General features: G+C 36.4%; 16 protein-coding genes. 9 read left to right on the top strand and 7 right to left on the bottom strand.

Annotated features, from left to right (window positions below):
* Positions 1 to 19 precede the first annotated feature (19 nt).
* Complete coding sequence (locus JWG41_RS05775) at positions 20 to 976, bottom strand: hypothetical protein (RefSeq protein WP_205268991.1); 957 nt, start codon at positions 974 to 976, stop codon at positions 20 to 22.
* Between the two features lie 396 nt (positions 977 to 1372).
* Between JWG41_RS05775 and JWG41_RS05770 the strand changes: the two genes are divergently transcribed.
* From JWG41_RS05770 to JWG41_RS05755, 4 genes are all read left to right on the top strand, one after another.
* The gene (locus JWG41_RS05770; protein ID WP_205268990.1) at positions 1373 to 1642 is read left to right on the top strand and encodes a hypothetical protein; all 270 of its coding nucleotides are present in this window, start codon (positions 1373 to 1375) and stop codon (positions 1640 to 1642) included.
* A 21-nt stretch (positions 1643 to 1663) separates the two neighbouring features.
* The gene (locus JWG41_RS05765; RefSeq protein WP_205268989.1) at positions 1664 to 1999 is read left to right on the top strand and encodes a hypothetical protein; all 336 of its coding nucleotides are present in this window, start codon (positions 1664 to 1666) and stop codon (positions 1997 to 1999) included.
* 218 nt (positions 2000 to 2217) lie between these two features.
* A complete protein-coding gene (locus JWG41_RS05760; protein WP_232373751.1) occupies positions 2218 to 2691 on the top strand; it encodes a hypothetical protein in 474 nt (157 codons plus the stop codon).
* Between the two features lie 119 nt (positions 2692 to 2810).
* Positions 2811 to 3614 (top strand): Lp29 family lipoprotein, encoded by an 804-nt coding sequence (locus tag JWG41_RS05755; RefSeq protein WP_205268987.1) that lies wholly within the window; start codon positions 2811 to 2813, stop codon positions 3612 to 3614.
* Between the two features lie 138 nt (positions 3615 to 3752).
* On the opposite strand, the gene JWG41_RS05750 is transcribed toward JWG41_RS05755, so the two are convergent.
* The 5 genes from JWG41_RS05750 to JWG41_RS05730 all read right to left on the bottom strand — a co-directional run bounded on the left by JWG41_RS05750 (position 3753) and on the right by JWG41_RS05730 (position 10199).
* On the bottom strand, positions 3753 to 4808 hold the full coding sequence (locus JWG41_RS05750) for a methyltransferase domain-containing protein (RefSeq protein WP_205268986.1): 1056 nt from the start codon (positions 4806 to 4808) through the stop codon (positions 3753 to 3755).
* 128 nt (positions 4809 to 4936) lie between these two features.
* Positions 4937 to 7135 carry an ATP-binding protein gene (locus JWG41_RS05745; RefSeq protein ID WP_205268985.1) on the bottom strand — a complete coding sequence of 733 codons (2199 nt, stop codon included), beginning with the start codon at positions 7133 to 7135 and terminating at the stop codon, positions 4937 to 4939.
* Between the two features lie 327 nt (positions 7136 to 7462).
* Positions 7463 to 8728, bottom strand: coding sequence for a methyl-accepting chemotaxis protein (locus JWG41_RS05740; protein WP_205268984.1), 1266 nt, complete (start codon positions 8726 to 8728; stop codon positions 7463 to 7465).
* A 9-nt stretch (positions 8729 to 8737) separates the two neighbouring features.
* Positions 8738 to 9130, bottom strand: coding sequence for an STAS/SEC14 domain-containing protein (locus JWG41_RS05735; RefSeq protein ID WP_205268983.1), 393 nt, complete (start codon positions 9128 to 9130; stop codon positions 8738 to 8740).
* 199 nt (positions 9131 to 9329) lie between these two features.
* Complete coding sequence (locus tag JWG41_RS05730; protein WP_205268982.1) at positions 9330 to 10199, bottom strand: alpha/beta fold hydrolase; 870 nt, start codon at positions 10197 to 10199, stop codon at positions 9330 to 9332.
* A gap of 150 nt (positions 10200 to 10349) precedes the next feature.
* Here JWG41_RS05730 and JWG41_RS05725 point away from each other — a divergent pair, with 150 nt between their 5' ends.
* The 5 genes from JWG41_RS05725 to JWG41_RS05705 all read left to right on the top strand — a co-directional run bounded on the left by JWG41_RS05725 (position 10350) and on the right by JWG41_RS05705 (position 13412).
* Positions 10350 to 10970 carry a TetR/AcrR family transcriptional regulator gene (locus JWG41_RS05725; RefSeq protein WP_205268981.1) on the top strand — a complete coding sequence of 207 codons (621 nt, stop codon included), beginning with the start codon at positions 10350 to 10352 and terminating at the stop codon, positions 10968 to 10970.
* A gap of 43 nt (positions 10971 to 11013) precedes the next feature.
* A complete protein-coding gene (locus JWG41_RS05720) occupies positions 11014 to 11259 on the top strand; it encodes a hypothetical protein (RefSeq protein ID WP_205268980.1) in 246 nt (81 codons plus the stop codon).
* A gap of 313 nt (positions 11260 to 11572) precedes the next feature.
* Complete coding sequence (locus JWG41_RS05715) at positions 11573 to 12202, top strand: DUF2306 domain-containing protein (RefSeq protein WP_205268979.1); 630 nt, start codon at positions 11573 to 11575, stop codon at positions 12200 to 12202.
* A 16-nt stretch (positions 12203 to 12218) separates the two neighbouring features.
* Positions 12219 to 12839 (top strand): glycosyltransferase family protein, encoded by a 621-nt coding sequence (locus JWG41_RS05710; protein ID WP_205268978.1) that lies wholly within the window; start codon positions 12219 to 12221, stop codon positions 12837 to 12839.
* Positions 12840 to 13049: 210 nt separating this feature from the next.
* Positions 13050 to 13412, top strand: a complete 363-nt coding sequence (locus JWG41_RS05705; RefSeq protein WP_232373750.1) for a cysteine rich repeat-containing protein — start codon at positions 13050 to 13052, stop codon at positions 13410 to 13412.
* Between the two features lie 177 nt (positions 13413 to 13589).
* Here the strand turns inward: JWG41_RS05705 and rnk are convergent, their stop codons facing one another.
* Positions 13590 to 14006, bottom strand: a complete 417-nt coding sequence (gene rnk / locus JWG41_RS05700; protein WP_205268977.1) for a nucleoside diphosphate kinase regulator — start codon at positions 14004 to 14006, stop codon at positions 13590 to 13592.
* Positions 14007 to 14102 lie beyond the last annotated feature (96 nt).

Genomic DNA, 14102 nt, shown 5'->3' with positions numbered 1-14102 from the left:
GATTATGAAAGTTGAGTGATTACTCTGTGATAAAGATAGCTTCCGCTTCGTTAGAGGATCCGCCACCTGGATTGAGACAACCGGTTTGGTTGGTTGTTTGATTTGCAAATCCACCTTCAGCATAATAATTTCTAGTGGTTAAGCCGTTATCCCCGGGATAGGTGCAACGTCCGGTCCTTGTCGGGCTGTATACTGCCATTTGTACTGCACAGGTGTCTGCTGTGGCAGGTCCTGTCCCCATTGTATCATAACATAGATTAAACGTCCAACCTGAATAGGTCAACTTAGCCGAGGAACTTGCCACAACTCCACTGTTAGCAACCTGTAAATTATAAGTTCCACCAAATCCACTGATATGTTTTACCATAACATAAACGGTTCCTGCATTGAGTGATACCCGATTGAATTCAGATCCGGTTTGTCTTTTTTCTGCGAAGGGAATCATTGCTCCATTCAAACTAGTAAAGTAATGGATATCTAAGTCAGAGCTTCCATGTCCAAAAGTGTTGAAAACATGCATTGCTGTAGTGGCTGTAATTTGAAAAAAACTTTTATTGTCCCTTCCATCGATGGAACGAAAAGTAGAATGCGGTTGGTTGATCGTCCAACTAACGAGAGGTCTATACCGGACCTTTGTGGAGTGTACAACGGCTCCATCCTTTTCGACGACAAAATCAACGGCCGCATTTTCGGTAATTCCTGGGATGGTTGGCATTGTAAACTGGATAGTGTCGGAACCAACGGAGCTAACACCCGTCGCAGTGACTCCACCTACCTTTATCGTGATTCCCGATGTTTTACCTGCAAGAGCAGTGTTCTGTAATTGGTTTTGTGAACCAGGATAACCCAGTTCGAAGACGACATCACTAGGAGACAGGAGGAATAGAGCAAGGAGGGTAGTCTCCGTATCGGAGGAGTCTTTTTTTTTACAGCCTAACAGACAGAGAAGTAAGGTTAAAAGGAGGATCGGTTTCATAACATATACGAAGTTAAATGATTCTAAAAAAATAGTAAATCGGAAAATTCGGATTTGTGAATACTCTTTCTCATTAAAAAACAGCAAAAAAAAAGCTAAATGTATCATCCGTAAGCACAAAGCAAAAGCGAACGTTTGATTCGGGGTCAGACTGATACAGTATCCTTTGGATAAGAACCATTGGGTAGCAGAGGTTAGATCCTCCTCGGCAAACACTAGCTAATTTCAGCTACACTAAAAATGTTTTTTAAAAAAAAAGAGAAACAATTGTTCTTCGTTTTGCAACTGCCACTGTTTTGCGGTGAACAATATCTTTAAGAAAAAGACCTGAACCAAGTTTATTTCTTTACATAAAAAATAAAAGAATTCTCCTTATTCGAATTAAGGAGAACAAAAATGAAAAAAATATTCCTTCTTGGAATTATCGTTTTTTTGTCAAATTGTGTGACTGCAGGAAAAGTGGGATACATTGTTCCAGCAGAAAATGATTCGACAGAATTGTCGGAAACTGTTTTGGGTGAAAAATGTGGTACGATCATCGTAGGGATTTATGATGATGTGTTGGCCGATGCAAAAGCAAAAGGTAATGTTAAAAACCAAAATGTTGGTTTACTATGGAACGCTGAATTTGCGTCTGCTTGTGCTCAAATTAGAAAGCTGAAATAATAGGTAAGGAAATAAAAGAATATGAAATGGTTGTCATTATTAGCAATTGCATTTGCTGTTAGTTGTTCCACTAAAGTCGGTAATTTTAAAGAATTTTCTTTGGAAGCTCCTGCAAATTTAGAAGTAGTTGGGTCTGGCCCTGTCGAAGGTCGTGAATGTAGCTTGGCAGTGGGTAATAATGGTTGGTATAACCAAAGTATTGCTGAGGCAACTCGTGATGCACTTACCAAAGCACCGGGCGCTACTGGATTAAAAGATGTAACAATTAAAGGAAAACATGGTGTTTGGTTAGTCCTAAATTGTGTTTATGTAGAAGGAACTCCTGTTGTTGAAAAAACAGCTGGAAAGAAAAAGTAATTCCTTTTTTAGGTATAGGGGTAAATACTCCTATACCGCCTGTTAGACTAGTGTTTTTACGTGGGTAAAAGGTTTACGGGGATAAGCAACTAACAAAGATTAAAAAATAGATTGACCCTTTTTTCTAAAGAATTGTTGTTGTGTGTATGAGAAATCTTAAACTAACAGCCCTTCTTCTTCCTTTTTTTGTTTTCATCAATTGTGCAACTCCGCTCATTTTGAAACAAAATGTTAAATCAAAATCCAAAAATTTAGAAATTGAAGTTGTGAAAGTAACTGACGGACCTAACAGTTTTGCTTCCGGTGGAAGAAGTTTTTACCCAAATTCAAGTGACCTACGTTTGATTCATATTACAATTACTATAAAAAATTTAAAGTCAGCAGACCATGAAGTTACGTTTGCTAAAATTGCTCTTGAACCTACTTATGTGACAATTATGGATGATAAGGGAAAAGAAGTAAAAAAACTAAATTCACCTACGTTTGTTCGACATTTTGAAGTTGGTTTCTCAGAAGATATTAAAGAGGACTTACAAGGAAACAATTTTGCAACAGGTAAAATTGAAACAAAACTGACTCTCAAACCAAATGAAGTGGCAACTCGTACGTTAATCTATTTTTTACCTAAAGAAATTTTACCAGAAAAACTTATCTTTTTAGATGAAAATTCAACTGCAATTTCCTTAAAATAACATTAGAAAGTAGATCTCTATTTCTAATTATTTTTATAAATAGAGATCAAAATATTACTGTTTAAAGAATCGAATAGAAAAGATCCATTTGAGAAAAAAAGTATAGAAAAACGAGTATTATGTGGTATTTAGATTCAATGTTTACATTACTTCTGAATCAGAAATCAAATATCATTAAGTTAAGTATCTTTTGTATGCTTTTTACCGCATGCCATAGGCATTACATTCGACCATTACCTGCCATTGATGAAAACCGGGTGATCAACAAAAAGATTGCAACCATTGGTTTTTATCCTTATGCCTATTCTTCTTACACCTCTGGTAGAACAGTAACTACGACTGCCTTACTTGACTATTCCAATCCAACAACTAAGTTAGTTTCTTTAGGAAAGCCCATCGATGAAATCGAAGTTACTGGAATTAATACAAATGTATCACCGGAAAAGGTAAAAACATTTATATTGGAATATCTTGGGAAGGTGAAGAAGTCTGGAAGTCGTGAGATAGAAAAGTTAGTAGAAGTCAGAGGGAAGGGTGACTCAGCAACCTTTCATTTAAAAAATCGAGATGTAGATTTTTATATTCTAGGCATCCATGGTCCCGCATTTGATGAAGAGGGATCTGGTGCCAATTTTGGACGGTTACTGCTGACAGGTCATATATTTATGTTTACTCTTGGGACTACACCGTTGTGGTCTACAAAACCTGCAGATACCGACATTCTTGTGTATGATAAAGATTTAAATTTGGTTTATCAAAAGTCTTACAAAAGTCGGTATACATTGTTAACTGCTTGGTGGGGAAATAAAAGTGAGGGGCATATAAACAATAAAAATGTGCCGGAATTTACTCCAAAATTGTATGAACCCGATTTAAGAGATTTTTACAATGAACTTCCGACAATTTTAAATTCTTTAAAATGATTTACGCTTCCAATCATTTTAAACTAATACGAAAATAATGCAAGCTAGTTTCACGCATCAATATAGTGTGATTGAAACTAGTTTTTAATCATACATACATTATAGATACAATGTAATACCAGTTATTTATAAGTTCGATTAACAACAAGCACCTGGTGTCTGGTCTCCTGAAGCAACTGGGTTTGGCCCACAATCAAATAATCCAAAATGTTTTGATTTATCACCAATGATTTGGAAATGATCTTTGTAATGAGTGGTAGAGACCATATCTGCGGTATTCCCACAAACTAACATTGGTTTTCCTGTGAAAAAAATATGATGATCATCTAATGTAAAACTATGGGGAGCCCCATCAATGGTTCCTTTGTAATAAGCAACCTGACCGTAATCTTCACAACGATCTTCCAAAGGAATTTTGAATGCCCTGAATGTAATGGAATAAAAATTGATATTCCCCACTTTCTTTTCAATTTCTGGGTTGAGTAGGTTGATTTTTGACTGAGAAACCACACGAAAGTCGTTAATTCCTAATTGCGTGAGTAATCTTCTGAAATCCTCAGTATAAAGGGATCCACCTAAACATTCTCCAAGCAAAATGGGATCTTCTTTGAGTTCTTCCGGAATTCGTTGATCAGAAAAAACATCAGAAAAATACAATTCTCCACCTGGTTTCAGAACTCGGAATATTTCGGAAAAAACCGACTTTTTGTTAGGTGAAAGGTTTGTGACACAATTAGAAACAACTAAATCAATAGAGTTGTCTTCGATTCCGCAGGATTTTAAATTTTCTATATAACCTTTGATAAAAGAAACGTTCGATTTTTTGTATCCAAACTGCTCCTTATGGTATTCGAGGTAGGTATTTGCGACATCCAGTTGCTCGGTTGTCATGTCGATTCCGACCACTGAACCCGATTCCCCAACCAATTGGGATAATAAATAAACATCTCTTCCAGATCCGCATCCCAAATCTAAAATTTTTCTTCCTGTTAATGCTTGAGGAAAGGGAGATCCACATCCATAGAATTTATCTTTTACAACAGGATGGATTTTTGAAATTAACGGTAAATATGCGGACGGTAATGATTCAACACTACAACAAGCAGAGGTTTTTAAATCTTTGTTTGTTTGGAGTACCTTTCCATAATAATTTTGTACAGCTTCTAAGGTTTCTAGTTCAGTAATTTGGGGCATAGGATTGGTTCCGGTAAATTGGGTAGGTAGGATTAGGTTTATGATTCTATTAACCTTTTCGATGTAAATCGAATCATTGCAGAAAAAACTTTTATCCGCACAAAATAATGATCTCTTAGTTCAATTCTTTAGTTCGATGAATCTGTGTTAACATTTACGTCAGAAGAATTTTTGCGGATTGGATCAATGATTGTTGGTAACCATTTAAGGAGGGTTTGTCTAAGATTTGTTAATCGCGCTGGTTTAATTAAAACTTCATCCATGCCAATGGATAGGCATCGTTCCGTTTCTTCACTTAAAACATTGGCAGTATAACCTATGATAGGGATTCGTTTTTGATAGCTGAAAGTTTCAATATTTCGAATTTCTTTTGTTAACGTATACCCATCTTTGACAGGCATGTTACAATCCGTAATGATCAGATCATAATCGCTTGCTTGCCATAACGTGATGGCTTTTTCGCCGTCTTCTGCTCCATCAACCTGAAGTCCCAATATTTCAAGTTGACGAGTTAAAAGCTCTAAATTCACCGAATTGTCATCCACAGCTAAAATGCGAGGGGTTGATGATTGAGAATAAACAATAGGTTCAACAGAAGTATTCTCCGTTGTGATTGGGCTTCGATGGTTTAGGTCATGTGTAGCAATAGGAAGAGGTAAAGTGATGCTAAATGTAGAACCAGCACCTGGTTCACTATCAATCGTGATGTTGCCATCCAATAAATCCGCCAATCTTCGGCAGATGGCAAGGCCAAGACCCGTGCCACCATACAGTCTCGCTGTGTCTGCAGTTGCTTGTGTATACGTTTGGAATAATTTTGATTGGTCTTTTTTACTGAGGCCTATTCCTGTATCAGTGACGGAAAATTGAATGTGTTGTGCATCCGTAAGATTTTTAATTAAAACTGCGGAAATTTTAATATTTCCTTGGGAAGTAAATTTAATTCCGTTACTGACAAAATTGTTTATAATTTGTGATAGACGAAGTGGATCCATTATATGGGCGTCTAAAATATTTTCATCAACACTATAGGATAAAATTAAACCTTTGGCACTTGCAATATGTAAATAAGTTGTTACCACATCGGACAGAAGTTGATTGATGGATGTTGGTTGTAATGATAATTCTAGTTTACCTTCTTCTATTTTTGACCAATCGAGAATATCACTTAAGATGCGGAGTAAACTGTTCCCTGATCCCAAAGCACTTTTGACCATACTCTTTTGATCTTCATTCAGCGAAGTTTGAAAAAGTATTTCTAACATACCTATCAGTCCGCTAAGTGGTGTACGAATTTCGTGACTCATTGTGGCAAGGAATGAATCCTTTGCTTTGTTTGATAGTTCGGCATTTTCTTTTGCTTTTTCTAAAAATGTTTTTGCAGCAAACTCCTCCGAAATATCTCGAAAAACCAAAATCGATCCTACGATCTGTCCTGATTTATTTCGTATCGGCGTACAGTTATCTGAAAGATTGATCCTTCTTCCATTCCGGTGGATTAGAATTCCATTTTGGCTACTTACCTTGGATTTCCCGGTCGATAATACCTCAAATATCGGAATGTCTTTGGGTAACCCAGTTTTTGCATTTATAAATTTTAGAACTTCATTTACATTGAGTCCAATGGCTTCACTTTCTGACCATCCAGTTAATCCTTCAGCAACAGGATTTAAACGATTGATAATTCCATTTTCATCAGTAGTAAGGACAGCATCACCTATCGAACTTAAGGTGATTGATAGATTTTGTTCGCTATCTAATAGAGCTTCATTTTTTTCAATGACTTCTTTAGCGCGTGTTAACACTTCGGATTCCATCTTGGCGATCCGTTCTGACATATCTTCAGTAATTTCTGATTGTTCTAATTTTTGTTGTTTTAAATAAACAAATTCTGTAACATCCTCTGCACAATGAACAATACAGATTAAGTTCCCGGCTTTATCAAACACCGGTGAGTTTCTAGGGCTCCAATATCTAACTTCGAATCCAGTACCATCAGGTTTCGTAATATCATACTTTTGTAATGTCATTGTGCTGGAAACTTTGTAGTTAAGCACTTGCATCAAAGAAGCTCTAAGAAGTTTGACTCCATCAGCATTTTTATCACTAGGATTATCGGGGAAGACTTCGAAAATATTATGCCCGACTACTTTTTCTCTTTCGATTAATGTGGCTTTTGCATAGGCATCACTGACGTTGATGATATTAAAGTTTAGATCTAAGAGCATATAGAGCTCTGGAAGGGCCTCGAAAATGGTTTCGAAATTATATTTTGATTTTGTTTTCCTTAGGGGAGTCGTTTCCGACCTTTGCTCTTTTGAATCCATGTGACTTATTCCATAGTAGCGGTAAAAAAAGCTTCAAAAAGATGATCACCATGAAAGTAGACTACCGGCAATCAGAAAATATGCTACCATAGCGGTATAATTGTAAGAAATAACGCGATAGGTTGTTTTTTGTTCCCTATCTTAGTACAAGGTCTAATGATATGCTAAAAAATGCAAAAAAGATAATTTTTTTCCAGGAACAATGCAATAAATTTCAAACTATGTTATGCGAACCTTGTTCCTAGATGATGGTTGTCGACTGAGGGATTTCCCTTTGTTTGTATGCAAACAAAGGTTATGTGATAAAGCTTAGTATCTGAGGTTTGTTTATTTGAATAATAAAATGACACCGCCGATGTCATCTGTAGTAGATTTAATTTTCTCTAAAAGTTTAGATAAATTTTCCCCTTCCGCAAACGTTGATTTTACACTAGAGTCCATAGCTTGAGCAACATCGGAGATTAATTTTTGCGAGTTGTTTTGGTCTGTAATGTTTTCTTTGATCTCTGCCAACATTTGAGAAAGTTGTTCTGATTCAAATAATAGTTTTTCTTTGATTTGAATTTGGTTTGTCGCAGATTCCGAAATGAAATCAATTTTTTCAAAGATCTGTTTTACTTCGCCAATAATTTCTTTGTATAACTGATTGGTTTCGTTGATTTTTTGTCGGTTGAGAGTTACTTCTTCTTTGTTGCGTTTTACATTCGTATCAATTTCTTTGATGCTATTGGAAGTTTGAGTAGCAAGTTTAGATACTTCTTGGGCAACAACAGCAAAACCACTTCCGTATTCACCTGCTCTTGCTGCTTCTATTGAAGCATTGAGTGCAAGTAAATTGACTCGTTCCGAAATTTCTTTAATCACAACGACCATACCTTCAATTTTTCCGGAACTGACGGCAATGTTTTCAATGACATTTGCCATTTCTTCCATCGCTTTGTTGCCTTTTTGGATTTTATCGGAGATACCAAACGTTAGATTTTTTGATAGGTTACTATTTTTTTCAGACTCGTTGATATGTTCGGAGAGAAGTTTGATACTTTCTGAAACTCTAACCAAGGTTGAATAGTTGTTAGTAGATGCATTTTCTATATTTGTCATATTGTCCGTCATTTTACGGACTGTTAGATCTAAATTTTGAGAATAATCTTTTTGTCTGATTAAACTAGAATTAAATGTATCATCGACTAATTTTGCATTGTCGATGGACGAAGTTAATCCTTTGGTCGCATCTTTTAATAGAGTGATAATATCCTGAAAAATATGTAGCAGTTCAAATAAGGAAAGAAGGATTGAATCCACTTCGTTCCGTTTTTTTAAATTTGATTTAATCGACGGTTCAATGTGCAAACTACCTTTTATTGCATCTGTGATTGTGGTTCGGATAATCGAAAATTGTTTTTTATAACTTTTGATTTGTACGAGAGCAAATGATATTGTGACAAGTGAAACGAGAAGTCCGATTGATTGTAAAACGATCATGATCCAACTTGGATTCGGAATACCAATGAATTGATACGCCAATGAAGCCAGTTGGGTTGTGATCAGTGTTATCGATAGGACTAAGTATTGAGTAGTTTTTTTATGTTTCATGAATGGAATCTAAACTGACTCCAGCCATTTGAATCCTTCTTCAGGTGTTTCGAAGATCTTAACCTCGATACCGTTTGTAGCAAAAAAATCGACAAGGTTTTTTTCTGACATAGCGGACAAAGCGGATTGTGGTTGGATGAGAGCCCATTTTTTCCAGCCAGCTTTGATCGCTCTTGGAGTCCAGTCGTTGTTCAACCATTCCACGTCTTCTGCAGTGTGTGTGCCCATATTTCTGTTGTCTGACAACCACTTGACAGCCTTGTTGTTGATGAGTGCTTCCACTCCTTTGTCTAAACTGTCTTTTAAATTGGCCCCAGTGTTTTTTCCTGTCTGTGTAAGAACAACGATCTTTTTATCTTCCAGGTATTCAGTAACTGCCGTAGGGCATTGAAATATGATCATTCGTGTTTATCCTTCTTGCTGAACTGATTCATATTTATCAGAGACGAAAATTGCAAGGTAAATCTATTTCAAACGGTTCTTTTTTTGTTTTGATCGTAAAAGATTGGTCAGGACATACCAAGCTTTTTATGGACTTGTGTTACGTATTAAAACTCAAATTCATATTGAACTTTATTAGATTACGAACCGTATCCAATTTTTATTGATTAAAAAACTCCACCATTTTTGGGACTAGAATTTTTGTATCTACCATATGATCTTGTTTGGGGACTCCTTGTAAGAGAGAACCCGGAATGGTTTGGCCAAGCAAATGAGATACTCTCTTAATTTCTTCAGGGCTTTCTTCTCCATAAGCAATCGCAATAGGTACTTTGATTTTTGATAACCTTTCTGTAGGAGCTAGATTCTCGGTAAGGGTTATATCATAAAGAAGTGTGGGTGCCAGTTGTACGGTTCGTTTCCAGCCAGGAGTGAATGGTAGAAAGAATGTAAATATTTTTGGCATACCAATCGAAACTAGAAACTCATCAATTGCCTTAGAATATTTTTTTTCTTTGAGTAGTGTTGCGACTTTTTCTTTTGTTAATTGGTATTCCTTATATTCCTTTTCGTTTGAAACATAAGATGGATCATAAATATAAACTTTTTTTACTTTGTTTGTTAGAGTGAGAGCTGCTTCCATAGCCAATATACCACCGGAAGAGTGTCCATATATGTAAGCGGATCCTCCTGCTGCTTCAATTAGTGCTTCTATATCCTTGATTTCCGATTGGATGGAATACTTTTCTGTATCACCACTATCTCCCCGCCCACGTCTATCGTAATTGTATACGGTAAACTCTTTACTGAGGTATTTTGCGTCATCAATGATGGGTTGGAACTTTCTATGACATATGGCTCCTGTGATAAAAATCAGAGGTTGACCCGATCCAATTTTTTCATAAGCAATGGTTGTGCCGTCTTCTGAGATCACTTTTGAAAATGGATCATTGTCGTTCGATGGACTACCGCAGGCCATGTTTGCCAAGGCAATACTGATGCTAGTAAGTACAAAAATTAAGGTTTTCATTTCTTCTTCCATATTTTCTCTCCCTTTATATAATTGTTTGACCTGACGGGATTTTTGATTAATATAGAACTAGACCGTATAGTACTGTCAAATATCATAAGGCATTAAAAAAACATCCGTCAAGACGTTTTTTTTAGAAGGTTTGGATGAATGAGTTTATTCGAAGAGAAACATCAGTTGATATTGAGTGCAGGTACGCAAGTTTTTTTAAAAAAAGGATATCTTGGCACCAATATGGAAGAGATTGCAACAGAAGCATCTGTTTCCAAACAGACGGTATACAAACATTTTGCCAGTAAAGAAGTTTTATTCACAGAGATTATCACCAACTTAACCTCAAGGAAAACAGCGGACTCCTATAAGAGTTTAAAGCCGGCCATTGAAGTAAGAGATATCAAAAAATACTTAGTAGGTTATGCGGTAGGAGAACTTTCTGTTTTGTTAACTCCAGAAGTCATACAACTCCGACGACTTGTGATTGGTGAAGCAGAGAGGTTTCCGAAACTGGCGGCAGTTTATTACAAAAATGGGCCCAAGCTAGCTTTTCTCAAACTGGCAGATCTATTTGATCATTTTTGTAAACAAGGTTTGTTACAAATTGCAGATAAAAAAAAGGCTGCTGAAGATTTTAATTGGCTGATTCTATCTGCGTATTTAAATCAGGCTATGTTTCTTGGTAAATCCAGTTTGCCAAATCAAAAAGAAATTCGTAAACATGCAGTGCATAGTGTATCTATATTTCTGAAATTCTACGGAAAAAACAGAAAGTAAATTTCCAAATGAAATCACTTTGGCTTACGGAGATTTAAGTATTATGACAGAAAGACGATATTGGAAAAATTCAGAACCCTACCACCTAGTCGAAGTTTCGTTAGAAGGAAATCATATCATATTCAAAGATTGGTTTGATACAGGTAAGGATCCCAATCGTTATGATTGGAAGTTTGAGGAAATTTTGAACGGCGCTGGAAAATCTGACATCGAATACCATTTGGGTTCTGGCGTTTATTTGGAAATATTGGATGAGGTTAAAAAAAGAGTAACAGGGAATCATCATTAATCATTGGAATCCGTTGTTTCGTCGTCTTCCATCAAGTCATAAGTTGTAAAACCCAGTAAAAAGTCTGAAAACTCGCTGAAATTAAAACCGGCCCGTATTCCCAAATATCCCAATATCATCAACACCCCCAGCTTTGTACAAACCGTATTGTCCGTTGAGTAAACTGGCCAAAGAAAAAAGAAGGAATAGGATTTGTATTCATAACATCTGTTAGTCACAGAAATTCGAATCGATTTAAAAAGTCTATATTTTTCTAAAATCTTTTTTAGTTGCCGGATCTTTATTTTATTAGGATAATGAGCCAATGTTGAGTATGACATCGCTTTCAAAAAAAGACTATATGATTATCGGTTCTCTTCTTTTTTTGAGTTTAGTTCCAGGTATCGCTGGAGTCATTCGTTTCATTCAAATCATAACTGGTGTTGGTTATAATATAGAAAACCAAAGATTCTTTAATGATCCAATTCCTGTTCTCATTCATATTGTTGCAGTTGTTTTTTTTAGTTTTCTGGGTGCTTTTCAGTTCGCTCCAGGTTTTAGAAAGAAATATCTGAATTGGCATCGAATCTCTGGACGGCTTCTTGTATTTATGGGTCTTATCTCCGCATTCTCTGGGTTATGGCTCACTCTTGTGTTTCCGAGAGTTCCCACTGATGGAGATTGGTTGTTCGGAATTCGAATGATTGTTGGTGTTTGGATGATTTTATGTTTGTTCGTTGGTTTTGTTTTTATTCTCCAAAAAAAAATCACCCAACATAGCCATTGGATGATTCGTGGTTATGCGATTGGAATGGGCGCCGGCACTCAAGTGTTTACACATTTACCTTGGTTTGTTTTGGTTGGAGGAGATCCTTCGGGTCTTCCTCGAGATTTGATGATGGGAGCTGGTTGGTTGGTTAATTTCCTATTTGCAGAATGGATTGTGAGAAGAACTCGTCGGTGAACGGGGATCTAGATTTATGCTGAGTGTCGTGGTTCCCACTGACAATGGGGAAAATTCTCTTTTCGAGGAGTCTCTTAAAGATTTCCAGAATCATCCGGACGTAGAGATCATTTTAGTGAGTCGTTTGGAAGCCTATACAAGGGCAGAAAGACTGAATCTTGGATTTCATAAATCAAAAGGTCATATCATACTTTTCCATCATCCGCGAACCAAACTACCCCAAGAGGCAATTAATCATCTAATCAAAATTAGTTGCAAGAAAGAAGGCGAAATGATTTGGGGTGGGTTTTTTCACCAATTTGATAAATCACATTTTATCTTAAAATTTATATCCTGGTATTCTAATTTGATCCGCGTGCGGTTGCAGGGGATTGTGTATCTTGACCATTGTATCTTTTTTGATCGGAGGTTATGGAAATCGGATCTAAGTTTAGAATATATATTTGAGGATACAGAACTCAGCAAAGTTTTTAGAAAAACTTTCTGGCCTGTTCTATTGCCATTTCCTGCCATTACATCGGCACACCGGTTTGAAAAGAATGGAATCCTCAAACAATCACTGATCAACCAAGTTTTAAAATTGGGGTATTTTCTGCGGCTGCCTTCTTCGTTCCTTTTTGCTTTATACCAACGATAATTTGTGGTTTTCAGATAAGAAGATTCACTAAAGAATAGGAGGTGTTGGAACCTCGCGAAGTCGGTGATTTTTAGAAAATTTCCCAATTTTGTGCAATGTAAGTTTCAAAATAACAATATAATAAACTTGTTTTAGTGATTCATAGAAACGGAAATTGATTCTATCGTACCTTCCCAAAACCATTGTATATTAAATTAAGGAACTATTTTGATGATAAAACCATACTTTCTAATTCTCATTTTTTTATTTAACCTGTCTTTGTTTGCCGAGGCAAAACCCATTTATGAGACTTGTCAATCGGAGATTGCCACTTATTGTAAGGGAGTAAAACCTACCAAAGCCAGAATTTTACAATGTTTAAAAGAACGTGGGAAAAACCTCTCAGAAGCATGTGATGCTGCAGAGAGTTCTCTTTCGGATTCTATGAAAGCTAAATCACAAGGGTTATGCAAAGAAGATGTGAGTGAATATTGTCGTTGGATCATTCCTGGTGGTGGTCGTATCTTAAAATGCCTTTTTGAAAATGAGACAAAAATTTCAAACCAATGTAAGGTTGTGTTAAACGAAACATGACAAGCGTTAGGGATACGTAGGGCTTGGTCTGCCGAAAGGCAGACGGAAGCGAAGCGGACCCCGAAGGAGCCCGGCCCATTCTATCGTGAGAGGATTCTCTCAGATTGGATCGGGAACGCCCACAAGAAGGAATTGGATTTTCTCTCTTGTGGTTGGATGATCCTTTTTTGTAATCGATTAGAGATGATAGTCTCCGTTTGCTTCTGGTTGGTATTTGATACTAGTGATTTGGAATTGGTTTTGTCCGCCGGGAACTTTCCATTGGATCACATCGCCAATTTTATAACCTAAGATTGCTGTTCCGATGGGTGCCAAAACAGAAATTTTGTTTTCGCTGGTGTTGGCATCTTCTGGGAAAACCAATCTAAATTCTTGGAAGGCCAATTCTTCTAGATCTTTCAATTCGATCACAGAATTCATTGTCACAAAGTTTGGTGAGATGTTTTTTGAATCCACTTTTTGTGCTCTTTCCATTTCACCTAATAGATCTTTTACGTTAGCATCCATTTTGTTTCTTTTGGTATATTCCTGGATCATTGATTTGAGTCGTTCATAATCATAATGAGTCAAACAGATTTTGTTCTTAGTATTCATTCTAATACTCCTTTAAATTTGTGCAAAACTTTATACTATAAATAAGCTCTTGGCGCTGTCAAGGGGAAACTCTATTGTCCGATTGTAGTCTAATGA

Source organism: Leptospira chreensis, from assembly GCF_016919165.1.
GTDB lineage: Bacteria > Spirochaetota > Leptospiria > Leptospirales > Leptospiraceae > Leptospira_A > Leptospira_A chreensis.
This window is presented reverse-complemented; position numbering and strand designations above follow the sequence as displayed.